Origin of the sequence: Variovorax sp. SG517, from assembly GCF_013376045.1 — a bacterium.
Classification (GTDB): domain Bacteria; phylum Pseudomonadota; class Gammaproteobacteria; order Burkholderiales; family Burkholderiaceae_C; genus Variovorax.
On sequence record NZ_JABMJG010000002.1, the window covers coordinates 658,860 to 682,454 of the forward strand.

The following is a 23,595-nucleotide window of genomic DNA, read 5'->3' on the forward strand; positions in this document are numbered from 1 at the left end:
AAATGACTTCTTCAAAGCTCGGGAACAACGCATTCACGCAAGCTTCGGCCATTTGCACAATGACACAAACCCGCACTGCACGATTGAACGAAGCGGCTCAAAGAGGAGCCTTCGGCCCGCTACCCACCGGTACTTTCACCACATTGGTGCGGCATGGCTGGCGCAGCGTCTTGCCGCAATCCGGCAGCGTGGCGGCATGCGGGTACGGCACGTACCCCAGCACGATGCTCGACGCGTTGGCGGCTTGATGCCACAGCGTGTTGGTCGAAGGCGTCTTGTCGTTGCCGAAGAGCCAGAAGCCGGTCTGCGAGGGCGAGTCCACCGTCACGCGGATGCTGGAACCGGCGCGGAAGACATGAGCGAACTTCTGGATCTCGATACGCACCAGGTTCGGCTGCCCTGGCAGCAGTGCCGCCTCCTTCGGTTGCGTGAAGTCGCCGAAGGGGCGCAGTTCAGTGGATCGGCTGTCGTCCAGCGCGCGCCTGGAGGCGCGTAGCCAGCCGCGCTGCACGAACATCTCCATGCCGTCGGGCCGCACCTCCGACACCGTGACCTGCAGGTCGGTGCTGTCGGCCGTGGCGCTCAGGTACAGGTCGGCCGAGCCTTCGCCGTAGAAGCTCAGGTCCTCGGGCAAGGCAGCGGTGGTGAAAGTGAGCTGACCGTCTTTCTCGGCATCGGCCACGGCCTGCCAGCCTTCGGCAGCCGGGTTGTTCACCACGGGGCTCTTCGCCGGATACCGGTAGTCGGACGAGGCCGCACCAGCCGTCGGCTTCGCATCGCCGAGCACCCCGTCCGGCTGCATCCACAGCCGCATCGGCCTGACCTTGACCGGCAGGCGGTCGAATTCGGCCACTGCCGTCTGCTTCAGCTTCGCCGCGCCGTTCACCGCCTTCTGGTCGGTCTGCTGCATCTCCTGCAGCAGGCGCACGTGCGGCTCCTTCTCGAAGCCGTTGTCCTCGCCCTTCACGAAATGGGCAAGGAAGCGCTTCAGCGTGCCGTCGATGTAGTCGGAGGTGACGTTGGTGTGGTGGTCGCCGTTGGAGCTGATGAGCCACATCTTCCCGGGCGCCATGGTGTCTTCGTAGTAGCCCGAGCGCGGGCCGATCTGCTCGTCTTGCCACGACTGGGTGCCCAGCGCTGGAATGTCGATCTTGCCGGTCTCGTAGAACGCGCTGCGCTTCACATAGAGGCCGTCGGCATACGGGTTCTCGAGCCACTTGGTCAGGTCGAGATCGGGGCGCTTGATCTTCTCGACGTTGTCGGCCACGGTCTTCGCGCACTCCGTGTCGCCGTCGAGCTTGGCGGCGAGGGCTGCGGCGCGGTTCCAGGTGCCCGGGAAGCCGCCCCACCACTGCGAGGGAAAGCCGACGTTCTTGATGCCGCCCGGGTAGCCCACGTCGCGGTACGGATCGGTCACGTTCTTGCTGGGCGTGATCGCCAACAAGCCCTTGGGGCGGTGCGCCGCCACCCACAACTGGTTGTAGCCGGAGTACGAATAGCCGACCATGCCAATCCTGCCGTTCGACCACGGCTGCCTGCCGGCCCATTCGATGGCGAAGGCGCCGGCCGCGCCGGTGCTGGCGTCGAAGACCTGGTCTTCGCCGGTCGAACAGCCGGTGCCCGGCACGTTGAGGCCCATTACCGCATAGCCCTCCGACACCCAGAGTTGGCCGATGTTCGGGGTCGAGCCCGAACTGTAGCCGTCGTACTCGACCAACAATGGAAAGCTTCCCTTGCCGCCGTTGGGCAACAGCAGCGAATAGCGCATCCTGTTGCCGTCCGGCAGCGTGATGTAGCCCCACTTGCGGACCACGCCCGTCTCTGGCGTGGCCGGCGGCTGTGCTGGCGGCGTTTCGGCGGCCGGCGGGAAGAAGGTGAACCCGCCCCCGGACGAGCCGCCGCCGCACGCGGCGATGCCCACGGCCGTGGCAAGCAGCGACGCGGCAAGGCGCCATCGGGGGAAGTCTCTGAAAGTCCTCATTGTTCTGTCTCCGTTGTCGTTCTGGTTGATGTCGGTGCGTTGCCCAGGCGCGATTCGAGGCCGCGCGGCAGCCCGCGTCAGGGCGCCGCGGTGATCTTCGTGGCGGTAGGCGTGGCGTCGAGCAGCAGTTGCGACGGCCATGGCGCCCAGGTCGCGCCCAGTTCGGCGGTGTTCGGATCGCCCTTGCGCATGAAGGCGCCCACGCTGGCCATGACCGCGTTCGACAGCGCGAGTCGCCCCTTCTCGTTGGCCTTGCCGCCAATGGAGCTCGACAGCACCGAGGGACCGAAATTGCCAAACACGAACGGCAGGTCGAAGGCGTGCGCTGCGCCGTAGACGTCGTTCCACGGCGAAGCTTCCTGCGCCCAGTCGAGGCGGTAGTGCCAGATGTTCGACTGGCGCGTCTTCATCGTGTCGAGCAGGTTGTCGCGGTTGGCCTCGAACAGCCCTTTGGTGATGAGGGCTGTCGCCGCGTTGTAGCCGGTGCCTGGCTTGTCTACCGGAAGGTAGAACGGGTCGATGATGTCTTCGACCTTGAGCGTGGGTGCCGCGTCGGGGTTGAAGTTGAACATCATCGAGAAGCGCTGGGCGTCGGTGACGATCCAGCCCGGCTTCGGAAAGCCGATGGTGCCCAGCAGCGACGCGAAGAGCTTGCCCTCGTCGCGCGTGTTGCCCGAGAGCATCGGCACCTTCACGTACTGGTCGGCGGCGATGGCGCCGATGGGGTCGAGCGGGATCACCGTTCCGTCGGGAATGGGGCCGACCGCGCCGAGGCCGGCTGCGACCACGGTGGCCAGCATCTTGCCGCCGTCCTGCGAGCGCAGGTAGTCGGCGATCTGCGCCGGCGTGCGACCGGCGATGTAGGCCTTGGCGGCCGTCGCGTCGGCGGCGGTGCCGTCGGCGACGAGCAGCTTCTCGATGATGGCCTCGCCCTGCGCCAGCGAGACCGAGGCAGGCGACAGCGAAGGCAGCGTGCCCGCCGGCAGGTTGCTCGCCAGCGAGATGCCGCCGCTCATCTCGAAGGCCTTGTGGAAGAGGCCCTTGGCCATCGGCGAGGTCATCACCGACAGCAGGTTGGTGGCGCCGGCCGATTCGCCCGAGAGCGTGACGTTGCCCGGGTCGCCGCCGAAGCTGGCCACGTTGTCGCGGATGAAGCGCAGCGCCGCCATGTTGTCGAGCAGCGCGAAGTTGCCCGAGTCGTCGCCTTCCGTGCCGCCCGGGCGCAGCTGCGGCACGTTCAGGAAGCCCAGGATGCCCAGCCGGTAGCTGGCGGTGATGACAACCGCGTTGGCGGCCTTGGCAAGCGCAGCGCCGTCGTACAGCGGGTCTGCCGTGTAGCCCGAGATGTTGCTGCCGCCATGGATGAAGAGCAGCACCGGCAGCTTCTTCTCGCCCGAGGCCGGGCGCCAGATGTTGACGAACAGGCAGTCCTCGCTGCCCGAGGGCTTGCCCAGCATGGTGCCGATGGTCTCGTCGTAGGTGTTGTTGGCGCCGGGGCTGAAGATGCGGCCGATCTGCAGGCAGGCGTTGCCGAACTTCGTGGCCTGGCGGATGCCGCTCCAGGGCTCGGGTGCCGCGGGGGCGCGCCAGCGCAGCGCGCCGACCGGCGGCTTGGCGAAGGGGATGCCCTTCCAGAACCAGGTGCCGGTCCTGGCGCTGTCGTCCACGCCCTCGACCTTGCCGACGGTGGTCTGGCGGACCATGGGGCCGTCGGCCGCGGGCGGGGCCGGCGCTGGAGCGGGTGCCGGAGGCGGCGCGCTCGGCAGGAAAGCGAAGCCGGACGAACCGGAACCGCCACCACAGCCCGAAAGAGCGGCCACGGCAGCCGCGGCCATCACCAGGGCTGCGGCTCTCGCCGTCGCCGTCTTTCGCGCCGCCGGCCCCTGCCGGTCTCGCGCGCTTGTGCTTGTCTTTGTCTCCATGTTCTTGTCTCCACACCGGGTTAATCGGAATTCCTGGTCTGGCGCGCGGCGCCCATACTGCGGGGCTGCCGAACGCGTAAAAAAATTCTAGAAACCGGCACGGTTTTCATCGCTATCGCAACAAAGCCAAACGAATGACTTCAGGAGCCTCCACGCCGCCGCGCCAGCGCGGCACCCAGCGCCGGGCGGGCTGCATGCCACAGCCGGAACTGCGCACCAGTTCGGCCGCGTGGCTCGAGGGGGTCCTGTCGATGTTCGAGGCCGAGGGGCTGGACGTGCCCGCGCTGCTGCGCGAGGCAGGCTTCGACCCCGATTCGCTGCACCGGCAGAACGCGCGCATCCCGGTCGACGAGATCTCCGTGCTCTGGCAGCTCGCGGTCAACCGCGCCGGCCGGCCCACGCTGGGACTGCATCGCGACCTGGCCGCCACGCACAGCAAGCTGGGCACTGTGGGACACGCGATGTCGTGCAGCCCCAATCTCGAATCAGCGCTCGAGCGCGTGGCACGCTACATGGCCGTGATCTCGGACGCGACCGCCTTCTCGCTGCACCACGAGCCGCGCGGCTGCTGGATGGTCATGAAGCACACCGGCGGCAGCCTGCCGATTCCGCGCCAGCGCGTCGAATACGCCCTGCTGACTGTGCTGATGCAGTGCCAATGGTTGGCACGGCGCGAGCTGCAGCCGCTGGCCATGGAATTCGTCTACCCCGCTCCGGCCGACGACCGGCTGCACCGCGAGGCCTTCGGCTGCGAGGTACGGTTCAACGCCGAGGCCAATCGCCTGCTGCTGTCGGCCGCCGACATGGCGACGCCGCTGCCCACCTTCCACGAAACACTGGGCGAAATGCAGGAGCACCTGCTGGACGACCAGCTGAACCTGCTCGGCCAGACCACCACCAGCACGCTGGTGTGCGCAGAGATCGCGCGCCGGCTGCAGTACGGCGAACCTCGCCGGCAGGACGTGGCCTCGGGCCTCGGGCTGGCCGAGCGCACGCTGCAGCGGCGGCTGCAGGAAGAGTCGGTGTCGTTCCAGGCGCTGCTCGACCGTACCCGCCGCGAGCTGGCGCAGGAGTACCTCGCGGAGGACCGCCACACGCTGACCGACGTGGCGGACATGCTGGGCTTCGTCGACACGAGCAACTTCTTTCGCGCCTGCAAGCGCTGGTTCGGCGTACCGCCGGCGCAGTACCGGGCGCGCATCTGGGACTCGCCGGCCGCCCTCGCGGCCTGACCCTCCACGCCCCCGATGGCCCGTTCGGCCAGGGGTTACGCGCCGTGCCGGACAATCCGGGCATGAGCTTGCTTGCTGAAGACACCGAGGCCGCGGACCTGGGCTTGCGCTGGAAACCGGGTTTTGCCGCCCTGGGACCGGTCTTTTTCACCGAACTGCGACCCACGCCCCTGCCCGATCCGTATTGGGTAGGCCGCAGCGAATCCGTCGCCCGGGAGCTCGGGCTACCCGCAGGCTGGCACGAATCGGACGCCACCCTGGCCGCTCTCACCGGCAGCCTGCCCGTTGCAGGCACCCGCCCCTTCGCCACCGTGTACAGCGGCCACCAGTTCGGCGTGTGGGCCGGCCAGCTCGGGGACGGGCGCGCCATCATGATCGGCGAGACCGAGGGCGGCCTCGAAGTACAGCTCAAGGGCGCCGGACGCACGCCCTATTCCCGCGGCGGCGACGGCCGCGCGGTGCTGCGCTCCAGCATCCGCGAGTTCCTCTGCAGCGAGGCCATGCACGGCCTGGGCATTCCGACGACCCGCGCGCTGTGCGTGACCGGCTCCGACGCGCAGGTCTACCGCGAGGAGATCGAAAGCGCCGCCGTCGTCACCCGCGTGGCACCAAGCTTCATTCGGTTCGGCCATTTCGAGCATTTCGCGGCCAACCAGCGCAACGATGAACTGCGCGCCCTGGCCGACTACGTCATCGACCGCTACTACCCCGCCTGCCGCACCACCGACCGCTTCGGCGGCAACGCCTACGCCGCCTTCCTGGAAGCCGTGAGCGAGCGAACCGCCGCCCTGCTCGCCCAGTGGCAGGCCGTGGGCTTCTGCCACGGGGTGATGAACACCGACAACATGAGCATCCTGGGGCTCACCATCGACTACGGCCCGTTCCAGTTCCTCGACGGCTTCGACCCGCGCCACATCTGCAACCACAGCGACACCCAGGGGCGCTACGCCTTCAACCAGCAGCCCAACGTCGCCTACTGGAACCTCTTCTGCCTCGCGCAGGCGCTGCTGCCGCTGATCGGCGACCAGGAGGTGGCCGTGGCCGCGTTGGAGTCGTACAAGACGGTGTTCCCGAACGAGTTCGAGGGTCGCATGCGCGCCAAGCTGGGCCTGGCCGAGGCCGCTGAAGGCGACCGTCCGCTGATCGAAGGCGTGCTCAAGCTGCTGGCCGCGGGCAAGGTCGACTACACGATCTTCTGGCGCCGCCTTTCCGACTGCATGGCCGACGGCAATGTCGAGCCGGTGCGCGACCTGTTCCTCGATCGCGAAGGCTTCGACGCCTGGATGCTATCTTTTTCGGAGCGCCATGCCGCTACCGACCGGGCCCCGGCCGTCGAACTGATGCGCCGCAGCAACCCGAAGTTCGTGCTGCGGAACCACCTGGGACAGCAGGCCATCGAAGCAAGTCAGCAAAAGGACCACTCGGGTGTGGCAGTCTTGCTGGCTCTGCTGCAGACCCCATTTGAAGAACATCCCGGCGCCGACGCATATGCCGGGTTCCCGCCCGACTGGGCCTCCACGATCGAAATCAGCTGCTCATCATGACCACTCCCGTACAGAAAACCGACGCCGAATGGAAAGCCCTGCTCGCTGAGAAAGGCGCCGAACCCGCGGCCTTCGAGGTGACGCGCCACGCGGCCACCGAACGCCCCTTCACCGGCAAGTACGAGGCGCACTGGGAAGACGGCACCTACCACTGCATCTGCTGCGGCGCCAAGCTCTTCGAATCGGCAACCAAGTTCGACGCCGGCTGCGGCTGGCCCAGCTTCTCGCAGGAGGCAGTGCCCGGTGCCATCCGCAACATCATCGACCGCTCGCACGGCATGGTGCGCACCGAAAACGTCTGCGCCAATTGCGGCGCCCACCTGGGCCATGTCTTCCCCGACGGACCCACCGAGACCGGCCTGCGCTACTGCATGAACTCGGCGTCGCTCGACTTCCAGAAGAAATAAGCAACGCAAGCCAGCCAGCAAAGAGCTCAATGAAACTGCTCCTCGACTTCTTTCCCATCCTGCTTTTCTTCATTGCCTACAAGCTGGGCGACATCTACACCGCCACCGGCGTGCTGATGGCCGCCACGGTGGTGCAGATGGCGATCGTCTACGCCACCGAGCGCAAGCTGCAGGCCATGCAGAAGGCCACGCTGGTGCTGATCCTGCTGTTCGGCACGCTCACGCTGGCGCTGCACGACGATCGCTTCATCAAGTGGAAGCCGACGGTGCTCTACGGTGCGATGGCGCTGGCGCTCGCGGTGGCACTCTGGGCGCTGAAGAAGAACTTCCTGAAGATGCTGCTGGGCTCCCAGCTGGAGCTGCCCGATCGCATCTGGGGCCGGCTCAACGTGGCGTGGATCGGCTATTGCGTGTTCATGGCGGCCATCAACGCCTACGTGGCGGCGTACTTCACGACCGAAGCCTGGGTCAACTTCAAGCTCTGGGGCTACGTGTTCCCCATCGTCTTCCTGGTGGCGCAGGGCCTGTACATCGCACCGCACCTGAAGAACGAAGAAGACAAGCCCGCGGCATGACGAGCACGACAGCCCCTCTCCCCACCACGGCCGAACTCGAGGCGGCGCTGCGCAAGGCGCTCGCGCCGACCGCGCTCGAAGTCATCGACGAAAGCGCGGCCCACGCAGGCCATGCGGGTGCCAACGCCGAGGGCCGGGGCACCCATTTCCGGGTGCGCATCGCGTCCCCCCTGTTCGAGGGGAAGCCCCGCGTGGCGCGGCATCGGCTTGTGTATGATGCCCTCCAGGTTTTCATCGCACAGGGTCTGCACGCCATCGCCATCGAGGTGCTCTGAGTCAGTCGTCCAACGCATCGCTCGCACGCCGCGCCCGCATCGGCAGTTGCCCCTTCTTCTCCCAACCCCCTGCTTTCATTACCGCGCAACTCCTACACGCGCATTTCCTTCCCAGCTCGACCATTCATTCCATGAAAAAACAAATCTTGCAGGCCGTCGCGGCCGCAGTGCTGCTCGGTGCCACCTCCATGTCGGCTCTGGCGCAGAACGCAGCCATCGTGAACGGCAAGCCGGTGCCCAAGGCCCGCATGGACGTCCTGGCCCAGCAGCTGGCAGCAGCCGGTCGCCCGGTGACGCCCGAGATGCAAGGCCAGCTGCGCGAGGAAATCGTGGCGCGCGAAGTGTTCATGCAGGAAGCCCAGAAGCAGGGCCTGGATGCCACCGAGGACTACAAGAACCAGCTCGAACTCGCCCGCCAGGCCATCCTGATCCGCGCGCTCTTCGAGAACTACCGCAAGACCAACCCGGTCTCGGACGCCGACGTGAAGGCCGAGTACGACAAGTTCGTCGCGGCCAACGGCGGCAAGGAATACAAGGCCCGCCACATCCTGGTCGAGACCGAAGACCAGGCAAAGAAGATCATGGCCGACCTGAAGAAGGGCGCCAAGTTCGAGGACATCGCCAAGAAGCAGAGCAAGGACCCGGGTTCGGGCGCCAACGGCGGCGACCTCGACTGGGCCAACCCCGCGAGCTTCGTGCCCGAGTTCTCGGAAGCGATGATCAAGCTCAAGAAGGGCGAGACCACTCCCGCTCCGATCAAGACCCAGTTCGGCTGGCACATCATCCGCGTCGACGACATCCGCCAGGCTCAGCTGCCGAAGCTGGAAGAAGTGAAGCCGCAGATCACGCAGCAACTGCAGCAGCAGCGCCTGCAGAAGTACCAGGAAGACCTGCGCGCCAAGGCAAAGGTGGAATAACCCCCAGGCCTGCGGGCCGGCAAAGCCGGATCCGCGGTGTTCTGGAAATGAAAAAGCGGCCTTCGGGCCGCTCAGACTGCTGACGAACCCCTCGTTTTCCAGAACGCGGGGTTTTTTCTTTCAGGCCAAGCTGATTTCGCGACGATGCGAGCACAGCCCCGCATTCGCGACCCGGCGGCGCTCCAAGAGCCATTTCATGGCTGTGCAGCGCCTGGCGCGACATAGAAGCGCCCTCAGACGCGCCCGCAGCAGCGCGATCTTCTTGATGTTCTGCGCGGCCGCGGCCAGAAAGCACTGCTCGGCCACCTTGCGCAGCCCGCGCATGCGCGCATAGCGGTGCCCGTGCAACTGCTTGGCGTCGGCGAAGCTGCGCTCCACCGTCTCCTTGCGCCGGGCATACAGCCTCTGGCCCTCTTGCGTCAGGCGCCTGGCATCCACGCGCTGCTTGGCCCACTCCCAGACGTGGCGCACCACCACCTTCACCGCATTGGCGCTGTTCGTGCACTGCGTGCGCACCACACAGCGCCGGCAGACCGCGGGATCGGACTTGTATTCGCGGTAGCCCGCCCGATTGGTCGTGCTGTACGGCAGTGCCTGACCCGCCGGGCAAACATACTCGTTGCGGTAGCGGTCGTAGGCGTACTGCCGCTTGTAGAAGGTGTCCGGCTTGTGGTTCGGCGTGCGGTAGCCCATCACCCCGGCGATGCCGCGCGCCTCCAGCCCATGGCAGATCGCCGGCGTGAAGTAGCCCGCATCCAGCCCCACGGCCTGTACCTCGAAGCCGAAGCGCTCGCGCTGGCGGTCCAGCCGCCCCAGATACGGCTGGCTGTCGTGCACCGAGGCCGGCGTGACGTGCGTGTCGGTGATGATGGCGTGCCTGGCGTCGACCGTGCGATGGTCCAGGTAGAAGAAGCCACGGGGCTTGTCCTCGCGCACCATGAAGCCGCTGTCGGGGTCGGTGCGGCTGCGCTTGATCTCCTTGCTCGGTGGCGGCGTGTCGTCGTCATCGCGCCTCAGCGGCTTCTTGCCGTGCGCGGCGCGATCCGCATCCACCGCCGCGTCCAGCTCGTCCAGGTACGCCGAGGGCGTCTGCTGCACTTGCACCACATCGAACTTGCCCTTGTTGGCGTTGGCCTTCAGGTGGGTGCTGTCGGTGTACAGCACCCGGCCCTCGACCATGCCGTGGCCGATCGCCTGGCGCACGATCTCGTCGAAGATCTCCTGGTACACGCTGGTGTCGGTGTAGCGCCGGCGGCGGTTCTGCGAGAAGGTGGAGGCGTCGGGGACCTTGTCGGTCAGGCGAAAGCCGGCAAACCAGCGATAGGCCACGTTGACCTGCACTTCGCGCATCAGCTGCCGCTCGCTGCGCACCCCGAACAGGTAGCCGATGAGCAGCAGCTTGAACATCACCACCGGATCCAGCGCCGGGCGGCCGTTGTCGGCGCAGTACAGGTGCGCAACCTTGGCCCGGATGAACTCGAAATCCACCGCCGCATCGATCCTGCGGCACCAGCATCTCCAGCGTCACCATCTCGAGTTCCTGCTGCGCAGGTGTGGGGCTCTTGAGCATCCCACCATTAAAAAGCACAAAGCCCTCGCAACGCGAGGGCTTGAGGGTTTGTCAGCAGTCTGAGCGGCCTTCGGGCCGCTTTTTCGTGGGCGCTCGGAGCGCCCAGGGTGACGAAGAGCGCTGGGCTCAGCCCACCCAGCGGCGCGCGTTGCGCCAGATCTGCATCCAGGGGCTCAGTTCGCTCCTGTCGCCTGAGGTCCAGCTCATCTGGATGTTGCGGAACACGCGCTCGGGGTGCGGCATCACCGCGGTGAAGCGGCCATCCGGCGTGGTTACCGAGGTCAGGCCGCCGGCACTGCCGTTCGGGTTGAACGGGTACTGCTCGGTCGCCTTGCCGTGGTTGTCGACGAAGCGCATCGCCGCGATGGCCTTGTCGGCGTCGCCGCGGTACTTGAAGTTGGCATAGCCCTCGCCGTGCGCCACCGCGATCGGCAGGCGGCTGCCGGCCATGCCCGCAAAGAAGATGCTGGGCGATTCGAGCACCTCGACCATCGACAGCCGCGCCTCGAAGCGTTCGCTCTGGTTGGTGGTGAAGCGCGGCCAGGCCTCCGCACCCGGGATGATGTCGGCCAGCTCGGCGAACATCTGGCAGCCGTTGCACACACCCAGGCCGAAGGTGTCGGCGCGGCCGAAGAAGGTCTTGAACTGCTCGGCCAGCTTCGGGTTGAAGGTGATGCTGCGGGCCCAGCCGATGCCGGCACCCAGCGTGTCGCCGTAGCTGAAGCCGCCGCACGCGACCACGCCCTTGAAGCTGGCGAGGTCCGCCCTGCCCGTCTGCAGGTCGGTCATGTGGACGTCGAAGGCTTCGAAGCCGGCTTCGGTGAAGGCGTAGGCCATCTCGACGTGCGAGTTGACGCCCTGCTCGCGCAGGATCGCGACCTTGGGGCGCGACTGCAGGATGGCGGGTGCGGCAGGCTGCGCGTTCGGCAGGAACACGTGCATGCCCGGGTCGGCCGGATCGCCGGCCGCGGCGTGTTCGGCATCCGCGCAGGCGGGGTTGTCGCGCTCGCGGGCGATCTTCCAGCTGACCGAGTCCCACACCTGCTGCAGGTCGTGCAGACTGGCGCTGAACACGGCCTTGGCATCGCGCCAGACTTCGAGCTTGCCCTTGCCCGCATCCATCGGCGAACTGGCGGGGCGCGTCTTGCCGACGAAGTGGCTGTGCGCACTGAGGCCGTGGGCGCGCAGCACCTGCATGACGTCGTTGCGCTCGGCGGTGCGCACCTGCAGCACCATGCCCAGTTCCTCGTTGAACAGGGCCTTGAGCGTGAGCTCCTCGCGGCGCGCGCTGACCTGCTGCGCCCAGTTCTTGGCGTCGCCGGTCTCCATGCGGCTGTCGGAGATGCCGTCGCCTTCGGTGACGAGCATGTCGACGTTCAGCGCCACGCCGACGTGGCCGGCAAAGGCCATCTCGCAGGCGGTGGCGAACAGGCCGCCATCGCTGCGGTCGTGCATCGCGAGGATCTTGCCGTCGGCGCGCAGCGCGTTCACGGCATTGACCAGCGCTACGAGCTGCGCCGGGTCGTCGAGGTCGGGCACCGTGTCGCCGCTCTGGTTGAGCGTCTGCGCCAGGATGCTGCCGGCCATGCGGTGCTTGCCCTGGCCCAGGTCGATCAGCACCAGCGTGGTGTCGGGCTCCTCGGCGTCGAGCTGCGGCGTGAGAGTGCCGCGCACGTCGGGCAAGGTGGCGAAGGCGGTGACGATCAGGCTCACGGGCGAGGTGACCTTCTTGGCCTCGGCGCCGTCCTTCCACTGCGTGCGCATCGACAGCGAATCCTTGCCGACAGGAATCGACACGCCCAGCGCCGGGCACAGTTCCATGCCGACGGCCTTGACGGTCTCGTACAGCGCGGCGTCTTCGCCGGGCTCGCCGCAGGCGGCCATCCAGTTGGCCGACAGCTTCACGCGCGAGAGTTCGATGGGCGCGGCCAGCAGGTTGGTGATGGCCTCGGCCACCGCCATGCGGCCGGAGGCCGGCGCGTCGAGCGCGGCCAGCGGCGTGCGCTCGCCCATGCTCATGGCTTCGCCGGCAAAGCCCTTGTAGTCGGCCAGCGTCACGGCGCAGTCGGCCACGGGCACCTGCCACGGGCCGACCATCTGGTCACGGTGGCTCAGGCCGCCCACGGTGCGGTCGCCGATGGTCACGAGGAATCGCTTCGACGCCACGGTCGGATTCGCAAGCACGTCGATAGCGGCCTTCTGCAGGTCGACGCCGGTGAGGTCGAGCGGCTTGAAGCTGCGCGCCACGGTCTTCACGTCGCGGTGCATCTTCGGCGGCTTGCCCAGCAGCACGTCCATCGGCATGTCGACCGGCTGCACGGCGGCGCCTTCGTCGGCCACCAGCAGCTGGCGTTCTTCGGTGGCCACGCCGACCACCGAGAACGGGCAGCGCTCGCGTTCGCAGAAGGCCTTGAACTGTTCGAGCGATTCGGGGGCGATGGCCAGCACGTAGCGCTCCTGGCTCTCGTTGCACCAGATTTCCTTCGGCGCCATGCCCGACTCTTCGAGCGGCACCGAGCGCAGGTCGAAGCGCGCGCCGCGGCCGGCGTCGTTGGTGAGTTCGGGAAAGGCGTTGCTCAGGCCGCCCGCGCCCACGTCGTGGATCGCGAGGATGGGGTTGGCCGCGCCCTGCTGCCAGCAGTGGTTGATGACCTCCTGCGCGCGGCGCTCGATCTCGGGGTTGCCGCGCTGCACCGAGTCGAAGTCGAGCTCGGCAGCGTTGGCGCCGGTGGCCATCGAGCTGGCGGCGCTGCCACCCATGCCGATGCGCATGCCGGGGCCGCCGAGCTGGATCAGCAGCGAGCCCGCGGGGAACTGGATCTTCTTGGTCTGGGTGGCATCGATGCTGCCGAGGCCGCCCGCGATCATGATGGGCTTGTGGTAGCCGCGCTGCACGGTGTCGACGTCGCTCGCCACGGTCTGCTCGTACTCGCGGAAGTAGCCCAGCAGGTTCGGGCGGCCGAATTCGTTGTTGAACGCGGCGCCGCCCAGCGGGCCCTCGGTCATGATCTGCAGCGGGCTGGCGATGTGCTCGGGCTTGCCGTAGCTGCCCTCTTCCGGCCAGAGCTTGGAGACGGTGAAGCCGGTCAGGCCGGCCTTGGGCTTGGAACCGCGGCCGGTGGCGCCCTCGTCGCGGATCTCGCCGCCCGCGCCGGTCGAGGCGCCCGGGAACGGCGAGATGGCCGTGGGATGGTTATGCGTCTCGACCTTCATCAGCACATGGCTCAGGGCGCTATCTTTTTGATAGCTCTGCGAGCCGTTGGCGGGCACGAAGCGCTCGATGGCCGTGCCTTCCATGATCGAGGCGTTGTCGGCGTAGGCCACCACCGTGTGCTGCGGGTTCAGCTTCTCGGTGTTGCGGATCATCGAGAACAGGCTCTGCGGCTGGGCCTGGCCGTCGATGGTGAAGTTGGCGTTGAAGATCTTGTGGCGGCAGTGCTCGCTGTTGGCCTGCGCGAACATCATGAGCTCGACATCGCTGGGGTTGCGGCCCAGGCGGGTGAAGGCGTCCACGAGGTAGTCGATCTCGTCCTCGGCCAGCGCAAGGCCGAAGCCGGTGTTGGCCGCCACCAGCGCGGCGCGGCCGCCGCCCTGCACGTCGACCTGCGCCATCGGCTGGGCCGGCAGCTCGCTGAAGAGGCTCGCCGCCTGCTCGACGGTGGCCAGCACCGATTCGGTCATGCGGTCGTGCAGCGGCACGGCCACGGCCGCCAGCACGTCGCCCTCGAGCACGGGGGCCTTGCCGATCAGCGGTGCCTTGAGCTTCAGGTGGTATTGGGTGACGCGCTCCACGCGTCGCAGGGCCAGCCCGCAGTTGTGGGCGATGTCGGTGGCCTTGGAGGCCCACGGCGACACGGTGCCCAGGCGCGGGGTGACCACGACGGTGGCGCCGGCCTTGGCGGGGGCCTCGAAGGGGTCGCCATAGGTGAGCAGCGCGGCGAAGCGCTCACGGCCCGCCTGGTCGAGCGCCGCATCGGTCACCACCAGGTGCACGAAACGGGCCGAAATGCCCTCGATGCGCGGCTCGATGGCCTGCAGCTTCGGCAGGAGCTGCCGTGCGCGGAAGTCGCTGAGCGCGCTGCCGCCCTCGAACATGGTTACGACAGGAAGGGCTTGAGGTGCGGGCTGCGTCACGGTCGATGGGGCCTCGGGGGCCGCGTTGGGAATCAAGGAATCGAGGCGGATGGCCGCTGACTGGGGTCATCCGCGTTAACCCGGAATTTTAGCTTGCCGAATGGGATAATTCGGGCCATGAGCATTAACTACAAAGACGCTGCAGGCATCGAAGCCATGCGGGTCGCCTGCCGCCTGGCCTCCGAGGTGCTGGACTATCTCACGCCCCTCATCAAGCCCGGCATCACGACCAACGACGTCGACCGGCTCGCCGCCGAGTACATGGTCAAGCAGGGCACCACCTCCGCCACGGTGGGCTACATGGGCGCGAGCAGCGTCCCGTTCCCGAAGTCGCTCTGCACCTCGGTGAACCACGTGGTGTGCCACGGCATCCCGAACGACAAGCCCCTGAAGAAGGGCGACATCATGAACGTCGACGTGACCGTCATCAAGGACGGCTGGTTCGGCGACAACAGCCGCATGTTCGTGATCGGCGACGCGTCCATCGCCGCCAAGCGCCTGTGCAGCATCACCTTCGAGGCCATGTGGCACGGCATCCTGCAGGTGCGTCCCGGCAACCACCTGGGCGACGTGGGCCATGCGATCCAGAAGTTTGCCGAGGGCCACGGGTTCTCGGTGGTGCGCGAGTTCTGCGGCCACGGCGTGGGCCAGCGCTTCCATGAAGAACCCCAGGTGCTGCACTACGGCCGCCCGGGCACCATGGAAGAGCTCAAGCCCGGCATGATCTTCACCATCGAGCCGATGATCAATGCCGGCAAGCGCGACGTGAAGGAAGACTTCAAGGGCGGCCAGTACGACGGCTGGACCATCGTCACGCGCGACCATTCGCTGTCGGCCCAGTGGGAGCACACGGTGCTCGTCACCGAGACCGGCTACGAGGTGCTGACCCTGTCGGCAGGCAGCCCGCCGCTGCCCTCCTTCGTCACCGCCACCAAGACCTGACGCGGCAGCGCCGCTTTCCATCGCCTTTCCGCCCGTGATCGAAGCTGCCAACATCGACGTGGCGACGCTGCGCGAAGCCTATCGCGCCAAGAAGCTCGCCCTGTTCGACACCCTGCGCTTCGCGCGCGCCCCCACCCGCAGCGTCCACACGGTGCTGCGCCAGCTCTCGGCGCTGGCCGACGAAACCCTGTGCACCCTGTGGCGCGAAGCCGGCTTCGGCGATTCGCTCACGCTGGCCGCCGTAGGCGGCTTCGGGCGCGGCGAGCTGTTCCCGTATTCCGACGTCGACGTGCTGCTGCTGCTGCCGCCCGAGGGCGAGGCCGGCGGCATCGAGCCGGCCCGCATCGAGGCCTTCATCGGCCAGTGCTGGGACGCCGGCCTGGAGATCGGCTCCAGCGTGCGCACCGTCGAAGAATGCCTGGCGGAGGCCGAGAAGGACGTCACCGTCCAGACCTCGCTGCTCGAGGCGCGGCTGATCGCCGGCGACAAGAAGCTCTTCACCGCTTTCCGCCGCCGCTTCTCGCGAGCCATCGATCCGCAGGCCTTCTTCGTGGCCAAGTCGCAGGAGATGCGGCACCGCCACCAGAAGTTCGACAACACGCCCTACGCGCTGGAGCCCAACTGCAAGGAGTCGCCCGGGGGCCTGCGCGATCTGCAGACCATCCTCTGGATGACCAAGGCCGCGGGCTACGGCAGCCGCTGGGACGACCTGGCCAAGAACGGCCTGGCCACATCCTTCGAGGCGCAGCAGATCAAGCGCAACGAGGCGCTGCTTTCGCTGATCCGCGCGCGGCTGCACGTGATCGCCAACCGGCGCGAAGACCGGCTGGTGTTCGACCTGCAGACGGCCGTGGCCGCCAGCTTCGGCTACGAAAGCGAATCGCAGCGCAAGTCGAGCGAGGCGCTGATGCGGCGCTACTACTGGGCCGCCAAGGCGGTGTCGCAGCTCAACCAGATCCTGCTGCTCAACATCTCCGAGCGGCTGCAGCCCAGCGACGAGCAGCACACGCCGATCAACGAGCGCTTCTACGAACGCGCCGGCCTGATCGAGATCGCGAGCGACGACCTCTACGAGCGCGAACCGCACGCGGTGCTCGAGACCTTCCTGCTCTACCAGAAGACCATCGGCGTGAAGGGCCTGTCGGCGCGCACGCTGCGCGCGCTCTACAACGCGCGCCACGTGATGGACAGCAAGTTCCGCAACGACCCGGTCAACCACCAGACCTTCATGCGGATCCTGCTGCAGCCCTACGGCATCACGCATGCCTTCAGGCTGATGAACCAGACCTCGGTGCTCGGGCGCTACCTGCGGGTGTTCCGCAGCATCGTCGGGCAGATGCAGCACGACCTGTTCCACGTCTACACGGTGGACCAGCACATCCTGATGGTGCTGCGCAACGTGCGGCGCTTCTTCATCGCCGAGCACGCGCACGAGTACCCGTTCTGCTCGCAGCTGGCGGCCGGCTGGGACAAGCCCTGGATCCTGTACGTGGCCGCCCTCTTCCACGACATCGCCAAGGGCCGCGGCGGCGACCACTCCACGCTGGGCGCGCGCGACGTGCAGCGCTTCTGCAAGCAGCACGGCATCGCCCGGGAAGACGCCAAGCTCATCGAATTCCTCGTTGCCGAGCACCTGGTGATGAGCCAGGTCGCCCAGAAGCAGGACCTGAGCGATCCCGAGGTGATCGGTGCCTTCGCCAAACGCGTGGGCAACGAGCGCTACCTGACCGCGCTCTACCTGCTGACGGTGGCCGACATCCGCGGCACCTCGCCGCGCGTGTGGAATGCCTGGAAGGGCAAGCTGCTCGAGGACCTGTACCGCTACACCCTGCGCGCGCTGGGCGGCCGCATGCCCGACCCGGACGCCGAGGTCGAGTCCCGCAAGCGCGAGGCGCTGGTGCAGCTCGCCCTGCACGCCCAGCGATTCGAGGCGCACAAGGCCCTGTGGGACACGCTCGACGTGGGCTACTTCATGCGCCACGACGCCTCCGAGATCGCCTGGCACGCCAAGCAGCTCGCGCGCTTCGTGCCGCCGCCCAACGTGCCCGTCGATCCGAAGGCGCCGCCCATCGTGCGGGCGCACCTGTCGCCGGTGGGCGAAGGCCTGCAGGTGGTGGTCTACACGCCCGACCAGCCCGACCTGTTCGCGCGCATCTGCGGCTACTTCGACCAGGCCTCCTTCAGCATCCTGGACGCCAAGGTGCACACCACGAGCAACGGCTACGCGCTCGACACCTTCCAGGTCGTCACCACCTTCCTGCCGGACCACTACCGCGACCTGATCAGCATGGTCGAGTCGGGGCTGGCGCAGACGCTCACCGAGGCCGGCGCCCTGCCCCCGCCGAGCATGGGCCGGGTGTCGCGCCGGGTGCGCAGCTTCCCGATCAAGCCGCGCATCAGCCTGCTGCCCGACGACAAGGCGCAGCGCTGGCTGCTCAACATCTCGGCCAGCGACCGCGCCGGCCTGCTGTATTCGGTGGCCCGGGTGCTGGCGCGCCATCACCTGAACCTGCAGCTCGCCAAGGTCACGACGCTGGGCGAGCGGGTGGAAGACACCTTCCTGATCAGCGGCCCCGAGCTCCAGGGCCAGAAGACGCAGCTGGCCATCGAAACCGAATTGATGGAAGCACTGGCATCCTGAAACCCCGGGAGCCCTCAGAATGTCGGCCATGGAATTCCTGATCGAACAGCTATCCGAATCGGTCTCATCGGCCAAGACGCTGGAAGACCTCGCCCGCCCGATGCTCGAGATGCTCGAGGCGGCAACCGGCCTGGAATCGGCCTACCTCGCGATCATCGAGCCCGATAAGGCCCGCCAGCACATCCTCTTCGCGCACAACACGGGCGAGCTCGCCATTCCCGAAGGGGCCTATGTGCCCTGGGGCGACACGCTGTGCCGCCACGCGCTGGAAGAAAACCGCATCTACGCCGACGACGCCGGCGGCTGCTGGGGCGACGCCGATGCCGCCCGCGAGCTGGGCATCCAGTCCTGCGCCAGCGTGCCGGTCAACATCGACGACGGGGGCCTGCACGGCTCGCTGTGCGTCGCCAGCGCGCGGCAGGTTCCGCTGCCGGCCATCGCCGAGCCGGTATTGCGGCTGTTCGCCAAGCTGATCGGCCAGCAGGTGGAGCGCGAACGGATGATCGCCAAGCTCGACAAGGCCGGCATCGAACTCTCGGCCAATGCCGCGACCGACGTCCTCACTGGCCTGCCGAACCGCCGCGCCCTCGTCGACGCGCTGCAGCGCATGCTGGCGCAGGGCGCGCGCAGCGCCCAGAGCGTGCTGGTCGGCTTCATCGACATGGACGACTTCAAGAAAATCAACGACGCGCATGGCCACGCGGTCGGCGACGAATTCCTGGCGGCTATGGCGAAGCAGCTGTCGAGCTGTGTGCGCGCGAGCGACATGCTGGCGCGCTTCGGCTCCGACGAGTTCGTGGTGATCGGCCTGGGACCGGGCCTCGGCGAATCGCCGCGCACCGGCGCCATGGCGCTGGGCGACCGGCTGGCGGAAAACACCAAGGGCGAGCTGAAGCTCAGGAACATGACGATCGACTACGCGGGCGCCAGCGTCGGCGTGGTGGCGGTCGACCCCCGCACCACCTCCGCCGAGGAAGCCCTGCGGCAAGCCGATGCCGCCATGTACGCGGTCAAGCACAGCCGCCGCGCCATGGCCCACGACGCCGGCGCGCTCCTGCCGGGCTGAGCCCGGCGGGCGCGTTCAGGCGGCGGGCAGCGCGGCCGCGTCGCGCCCCCAGAGCGGCGCCTGCTCGTACTGCGCCACCCACTGCACGACGTCCTTGGCCGCCATCGGCCTGGCGATTCCGTAGCCCTGAGCCAGCGTGCAGCCCAGGGAGAGCAGCGCCTCGCCCTGCTTCGCGGTCTCTACACCCTCGGCCACGGCCGTGAGCCCCAGCGCGTGGAGCAGCGCGATGATGCCCTGCACGATGGCCCGGTCCTGGCTGTTGTCGAGCATGCCGCGCACGAAGGACTGGTCGATCTTCACGGTCGACACCGGCAGCTGCCGCAGGTAGGTGAGCGACGAGTAACCGGTGCCGAAGTCGTCGATGGTGACGCCCACGCCCAGCATCTTGCAGGCCTCCACGAACAGCGCGACGTTCGCGAACTGGCTGATCGCCGTGGTCTCGAGGATCTCGAGTTCCAGCATGCCCTCGCCCTGCTTCGGAAACTGCGCCAGGTGCCGGGCCAGCCGCTCGACGAAGTCCCAGCGCATCATGTGGCGCGGCGCCACGTTCACGCTCACGGAGATGTGCAGGCCCGCCATGCGCCACTGGTGCGCCTGCCACAACGCCGTGGCGATGGCCCAGTCGCCGACCTGCTCCACCAGCTGGTCGTCCTCGATCAGCGGCACGAACTGCGCGGGCGGCAGCAAGCCGCGCTCGGGATGCTGCCAGCGGATGAGCGCCTCGACGCCCACCACCACGCCGCGCCGCATGTCGACCTTGGGCTGGTAGACCAGGAAGAACTCGCCCTGCAGCAGGCCTTCCTGGATGCGCTGCCGCTCGCGGATCACCTGCTCGTCGGCGCGGGCCCTGGGAGCGTCGAAGTAGTGCACCTTGCCGTCGGCTGCACGCTTGGCGAAGAAGGCGGCGTGCTGCGCCTGGCGCAGCGCGGTCTCGGGGGGCGGGCCGTTGCTGTCGAGCAGCATCGCGCCGATGCTGGCGTCGATGCTGGCCGTCTGGCCGCGCCAGGCCCAGGGTTCGGCCAGCGAGGTCTGGATGCGCTCCAGCACCTGGGCGCACTGCGAGGCGCCGAGGCCGGCGAACAGGGCCGCGAACTCGTCGCCGCCCACGCGGGCCATCACGCTCTCGCGCGGCAACTCGGCCTTGATGCGCTGGGCCACTTCCTCGAGGGCGGCATTGCCCGCCACCATGCCCAGGCGTTCGTTCAATTCGGCAAAGCGGTCGACGTCGATGTAGCAGACGGCGGCCAGGCGCTTGCCCACGCGGGCCCAGTCGGCCATCAACGGGCGCAGCACCTCATCCGGCGGAAGACGGGCCGATCCGTCGTAGTACGACGGCAAGGAGACGGGAGGTTGCTGGTTCGACAAAAGACTGGGGCTCCGGAAGTCGCGGACTATTGTTCTCCCAATTCGAACTGTTTCACCTGTTGCTGCGAAAATTTGTTACAGGCGATGTGTGAACAGCACAACACTTATGGCGAGAAAGGCAACACCGGGCGGCACCGGGAGGCCCTACCCGCAATACGCACCGACCACGCGGCCGGTGGGCTCGACCTGCACGCTCAGCCGCATCATGTCCTGCGCCGGATCGGCAGGCTCGGTGGCCGGCACGGTGCGGGCCATCCGGGCACCGGCGCGCTGGCGCATTTCCTCCAGCAGTTGCTGGCTGATGCGCAGCCCCAGGCCGAATCGCACGGATGCCGCCTGGCACGCCTCCGGCGGCGTGACGAAGCCCGGGGGCTCCGGGACTTCCGGCGACAGGGGCCGGTCGGCCGGGGGCGCCTGGCAGCCGGCCAGCACGAGGCTCAGGCCCAGGCTCGACGCCACTGCCGACAGACCAGGCCGGTATCGACCGTTCGTGATGCGCATCTTTCTTGCTCCTTCTTCAAGCTGATCCAAGCTGGCGCAAGCTTATTCAACTCCGGGGGCGCTCCTGTGGCACAGATTAAGCCAGCGAGGCGCGAAGCATCAACTAATTCACGCGGACTCCGACTGGCGTCGCATCCGAGGCGTATGCTGCACGCGGCGCGCAGCCAAGGCCCGTGGGCTTCCAAACCATGACATCACCTCCTGCCACCGTTTTCCTGATCGACGTCGACAACACGCTGCTCGACAACGACGGGGTCATCGCAGACCTCCGCGCCCGCCTCGAACAGTCCTTCGGCGCGCAGGAAGCCAGCCGCTACTGGGTCGCCTTCGAGCAGCTGCGCGACCAGCTCGGCTACGTCGACTACCTCGGCGCCCTGCAGCGCTTACGCGCCGGGGAAAGCCGCCTGGGCATGAGCGACCAGCGGCTTCTGCGGATGTCGAACTTTCTTATCGACTACCCCTTCGCCGACAGGCTCTACCCCGGTGCGCTGGAAGCGCTGAAGCACCTGAGCCGACACGGGCCCACCGTGATCCTGTCGGACGGCGACGTGGTGTTCCAGCCGCGCAAGGTGCAGCGCTCGGGCCTGTGGGACGCCGTCGAAGGCCGCGTGCTGATCTACGTGCACAAGGAGCAGATGCTCGATGTGGTCGAGCAGCTCCACCCGGCGCGGCACTACGTGATGATCGACGACAAGCTGCGCATCCTGTCGGCCATGAAAGCCATCTGGGGACCGCGTCTTACAACGGTCTTCGTGCGGCAAGGGCACTATGCGCTCGACACGCAGGCCATTGCTGCCTACGCACCCGCCGACATCACCGTCGAGCGCATCTCGGACCTCATCAACTTCGACTTCCCATCGACATGAGCCAAGCAAGCAATCCTCTGGCGGGCCAGCCCGCACCCATCGAACTGCTGGTCGACGTGCCGCGCCTGGTCTCGGCCTACTACACCGGCCGGCCCGACCCGTCGGTGCCCGCGCAGCGCGTGGCCTTCGGCACCTCGGGACACCGCGGCTCCTCCTTCGACGACGCCTTCAACGAATGGCACGTGCTGGCGATCAGCCAGGCCATCTGCGACTACCGCAGGCAGAAAGGCATCGACGGCCCGCTCTTCCTGGGCATCGACACGCATGCGCTGTCGACGCCGGCCTTCGGCAGCGCGGTCGAGGTGCTGGCGGCCAACGGCGTCGAGCTGATGATCTCGAAGGACGACGAGTACACGCCGACGCCGGCCGTGTCGCACGCGATCCTGGCCTACAACCGCGGCCGCACCACGGGCCTGGCCGACGGCATCGTCATCACGCCCTCGCACAACCCGCCAGAGAGCGGCGGCTTCAAGTACAACCCGCCCAACGGCGGCCCGGCCGGCACCGACATCACCTCCGCCGTCGAGGCGGCGGCCAACAGGATGCTCGCGAACGGCCTCGAAGGCGTGAAGCGCATGCCGCTCGCGCAGGCGCTGCGCGCCTCGACCACGCACCGCCACGACTACCTGAACACCTACGTCGAAGACCTTGCGCAGGTGCTCGACATGGACGCGATACGCGACGTGAACCTCGACCTCGGCGTCGATCCGCTGGGCGGCGCCGGCGTGAGCTACTGGCCCGCGATCGCAGAGCGCTACAAGCTCAAGCGCCTGAACGTGCTCAGCCGCGAGGTCGACCCCACCTTCCGCTTCATGTCGCTCGACTGGGACGGCCGCATCCGCATGGACCCCTCGTCGCCAGACGCCATGCACAAGCTGATCGAGCTGAAGGACCGCTTCGGCATCGCCTTCGCCTGCGACACCGACCACGACCGCCACGGCATCGTCTCCGGCAGCACCGGGCTGATGCAGCCCAACAGCTATCTCGCGGTGATGATCGACTACCTCTACACGCATCGCCCGCAGTGGCCCGCCCAGGCGGCCATCGGCAAGACCGTGGTCAGTAGCCAGATGATCGACCGCGTCGCCAACCGGCTCGGGCGCAGGCTGCACGAAGTGCCGGTGGGCTTCAAGTGGTTCGTCGACGGGCTGGTCGATGCCTCGCTGGCCTTCGGCGGCGAAGAGAGCGCGGGCGCGACCTTCCTGCGCAAGGACGGCTCGGTATGGACCACCGACAAGGACGGCATGGTGCCCGCCCTGCTCTCCGCCGAGATCGCCGCGCGCACGGGGCGCGACCCGGGCGAGCGCTATGCCGAGCTGACGCAGGCGCTGGGCAGGCCGGTGTCCGACCGGGTGGACGCGCCGGCCACGGTCGAGCAGAAGAAGCGGTTGTCGAGCCTCTCGCCGCAGCAGATCCGCTCGACCGAGCTCGCCGGCGACAAGATCGTCGAAGTGCTGAGCCATGCGCCGGGCAATGGCGCGGCCATTGGCGGCGTGAAGGTGGTGACGGCCAACGGCTGGTTCGCCGCGCGGCCTTCGGGCACGGAGAACATCTACAAGATCTACGGCGAGAGCTTCAAGGGCAAGGAACATCTCGCGCGCATCCTCGAGGAGGCGCAGCAGGTGGTGGACGGGGCGCTCGCAGGGAACTGAAGTCG

At 67.6% G+C, this 23,595-nt stretch carries 16 protein-coding genes and 1 pseudogene; 11 read left to right on the plus strand and 6 right to left on the minus strand.

Annotated features, from left to right (window positions below):
- Nucleotides 1–97: 97 nt before the first annotated feature.
- Both FHT32_RS08560 and FHT32_RS08565 read right to left on the minus strand, forming a co-directional pair.
- Entirely contained in the window at nucleotides 98–1,981 is a 1,884-nt protein-coding gene (locus tag FHT32_RS08560) for a CocE/NonD family hydrolase (protein WP_176664201.1), read from the minus strand.
- Nucleotides 1,982–2,058: 77 nt separating this feature from the next.
- A complete protein-coding gene (locus FHT32_RS08565; protein ID WP_176664374.1) occupies nucleotides 2,059–3,816 on the minus strand; it encodes a carboxylesterase family protein in 1,758 nt (585 codons plus the stop codon).
- A gap of 281 nt (nucleotides 3,817–4,097) precedes the next feature.
- Here FHT32_RS08565 and FHT32_RS08570 point away from each other — a divergent pair, with 281 nt between their 5' ends.
- The 6 genes from FHT32_RS08570 (at nucleotide 4,098) to FHT32_RS08595 (ending at nucleotide 8,853) form a co-directional block, all read left to right on the plus strand.
- Complete coding sequence (locus FHT32_RS08570) at nucleotides 4,098–5,135, plus strand: AraC family transcriptional regulator (protein WP_176664375.1); 1,038 nt, start codon at nucleotides 4,098–4,100, stop codon at nucleotides 5,133–5,135.
- A gap of 62 nt (nucleotides 5,136–5,197) precedes the next feature.
- Nucleotides 5,198–6,679: a YdiU family protein gene (locus FHT32_RS08575; protein WP_176664202.1), complete on the plus strand. Its 1,482-nt coding sequence runs from the start codon at nucleotides 5,198–5,200 to the stop codon at nucleotides 6,677–6,679.
- A complete protein-coding gene (gene msrB / locus FHT32_RS08580; RefSeq protein WP_126020174.1) occupies nucleotides 6,676–7,086 on the plus strand; it encodes a peptide-methionine (R)-S-oxide reductase MsrB in 411 nt (136 codons plus the stop codon). Before FHT32_RS08575 ends, msrB begins: the two co-directional genes overlap by 4 nt.
- A gap of 29 nt (nucleotides 7,087–7,115) precedes the next feature.
- Nucleotides 7,116–7,661: a septation protein A gene (locus FHT32_RS08585; RefSeq protein WP_176664203.1), complete on the plus strand. Its 546-nt coding sequence runs from the start codon at nucleotides 7,116–7,118 to the stop codon at nucleotides 7,659–7,661.
- Nucleotides 7,658–7,936: a BolA family transcriptional regulator gene (locus FHT32_RS08590; RefSeq protein ID WP_176664204.1), complete on the plus strand. Its 279-nt coding sequence runs from the start codon at nucleotides 7,658–7,660 to the stop codon at nucleotides 7,934–7,936. The genes FHT32_RS08585 and FHT32_RS08590 overlap by 4 nt, the downstream gene beginning before the upstream one ends.
- A 131-nt stretch (nucleotides 7,937–8,067) precedes the next feature.
- Complete coding sequence (locus FHT32_RS08595) at nucleotides 8,068–8,853, plus strand: peptidylprolyl isomerase (RefSeq protein ID WP_176664205.1); 786 nt, start codon at nucleotides 8,068–8,070, stop codon at nucleotides 8,851–8,853.
- A gap of 120 nt (nucleotides 8,854–8,973) precedes the next feature.
- Here FHT32_RS08595 and FHT32_RS08600 read toward each other — a convergent pair.
- A pseudogene (locus FHT32_RS08600) lies at nucleotides 8,974–10,423 on the minus strand (IS1182 family transposase).
- 126 nt (nucleotides 10,424–10,549) lie between these two features.
- The gene (gene purL / locus FHT32_RS08605; RefSeq protein ID WP_176664376.1) at nucleotides 10,550–14,518 is read right to left on the minus strand and encodes a phosphoribosylformylglycinamidine synthase; all 3,969 of its coding nucleotides are present in this window, start codon (nucleotides 14,516–14,518) and stop codon (nucleotides 10,550–10,552) included.
- A 156-nt stretch (nucleotides 14,519–14,674) separates the two neighbouring features.
- Here purL and map point away from each other — a divergent pair, with 156 nt between their 5' ends.
- The 3 genes from map to FHT32_RS08620 are packed head-to-tail and all read left to right on the plus strand — an operon-like array spanning nucleotide 14,675 to nucleotide 19,206.
- On the plus strand, nucleotides 14,675–15,499 hold the full coding sequence (gene map / locus FHT32_RS08610; RefSeq protein ID WP_176664206.1) for a type I methionyl aminopeptidase: 825 nt from the start codon (nucleotides 14,675–14,677) through the stop codon (nucleotides 15,497–15,499).
- Nucleotides 15,500–15,533: 34 nt separating this feature from the next.
- The gene (locus FHT32_RS08615; RefSeq protein WP_176664207.1) at nucleotides 15,534–18,140 is read left to right on the plus strand and encodes a [protein-PII] uridylyltransferase; all 2,607 of its coding nucleotides are present in this window, start codon (nucleotides 15,534–15,536) and stop codon (nucleotides 18,138–18,140) included.
- Between the two features lie 28 nt (nucleotides 18,141–18,168).
- Entirely contained in the window at nucleotides 18,169–19,206 is a 1,038-nt protein-coding gene (locus tag FHT32_RS08620; protein WP_176664208.1) for a sensor domain-containing diguanylate cyclase, read from the plus strand.
- A 15-nt stretch (nucleotides 19,207–19,221) separates the two neighbouring features.
- On the opposite strand, the gene FHT32_RS08625 is transcribed toward FHT32_RS08620, so the two are convergent.
- Both FHT32_RS08625 and FHT32_RS08630 read right to left on the minus strand, forming a co-directional pair.
- Entirely contained in the window at nucleotides 19,222–20,544 is a 1,323-nt protein-coding gene (locus FHT32_RS08625) for a bifunctional diguanylate cyclase/phosphodiesterase (RefSeq protein WP_256098924.1), read from the minus strand.
- Nucleotides 20,545–20,715: 171 nt separating this feature from the next.
- Complete coding sequence (locus FHT32_RS08630) at nucleotides 20,716–21,072, minus strand: hypothetical protein (protein ID WP_176664210.1); 357 nt, start codon at nucleotides 21,070–21,072, stop codon at nucleotides 20,716–20,718.
- 188 nt (nucleotides 21,073–21,260) lie between these two features.
- On the opposite strand from FHT32_RS08630, the gene FHT32_RS08635 reads away from it, so the two are divergent.
- Both FHT32_RS08635 and pgm read left to right on the plus strand, forming a co-directional pair.
- Nucleotides 21,261–21,938, plus strand: a complete 678-nt coding sequence (locus FHT32_RS08635; RefSeq protein WP_176664211.1) for an HAD family hydrolase — start codon at nucleotides 21,261–21,263, stop codon at nucleotides 21,936–21,938.
- Nucleotides 21,935–23,590 (plus strand): phosphoglucomutase (alpha-D-glucose-1,6-bisphosphate-dependent), encoded by a 1,656-nt coding sequence (pgm, locus tag FHT32_RS08640; protein WP_176664212.1) that lies wholly within the window; start codon nucleotides 21,935–21,937, stop codon nucleotides 23,588–23,590. The genes FHT32_RS08635 and pgm overlap by 4 nt, the downstream gene beginning before the upstream one ends.
- Nucleotides 23,591–23,595: the final 5 nt, after the last annotated feature.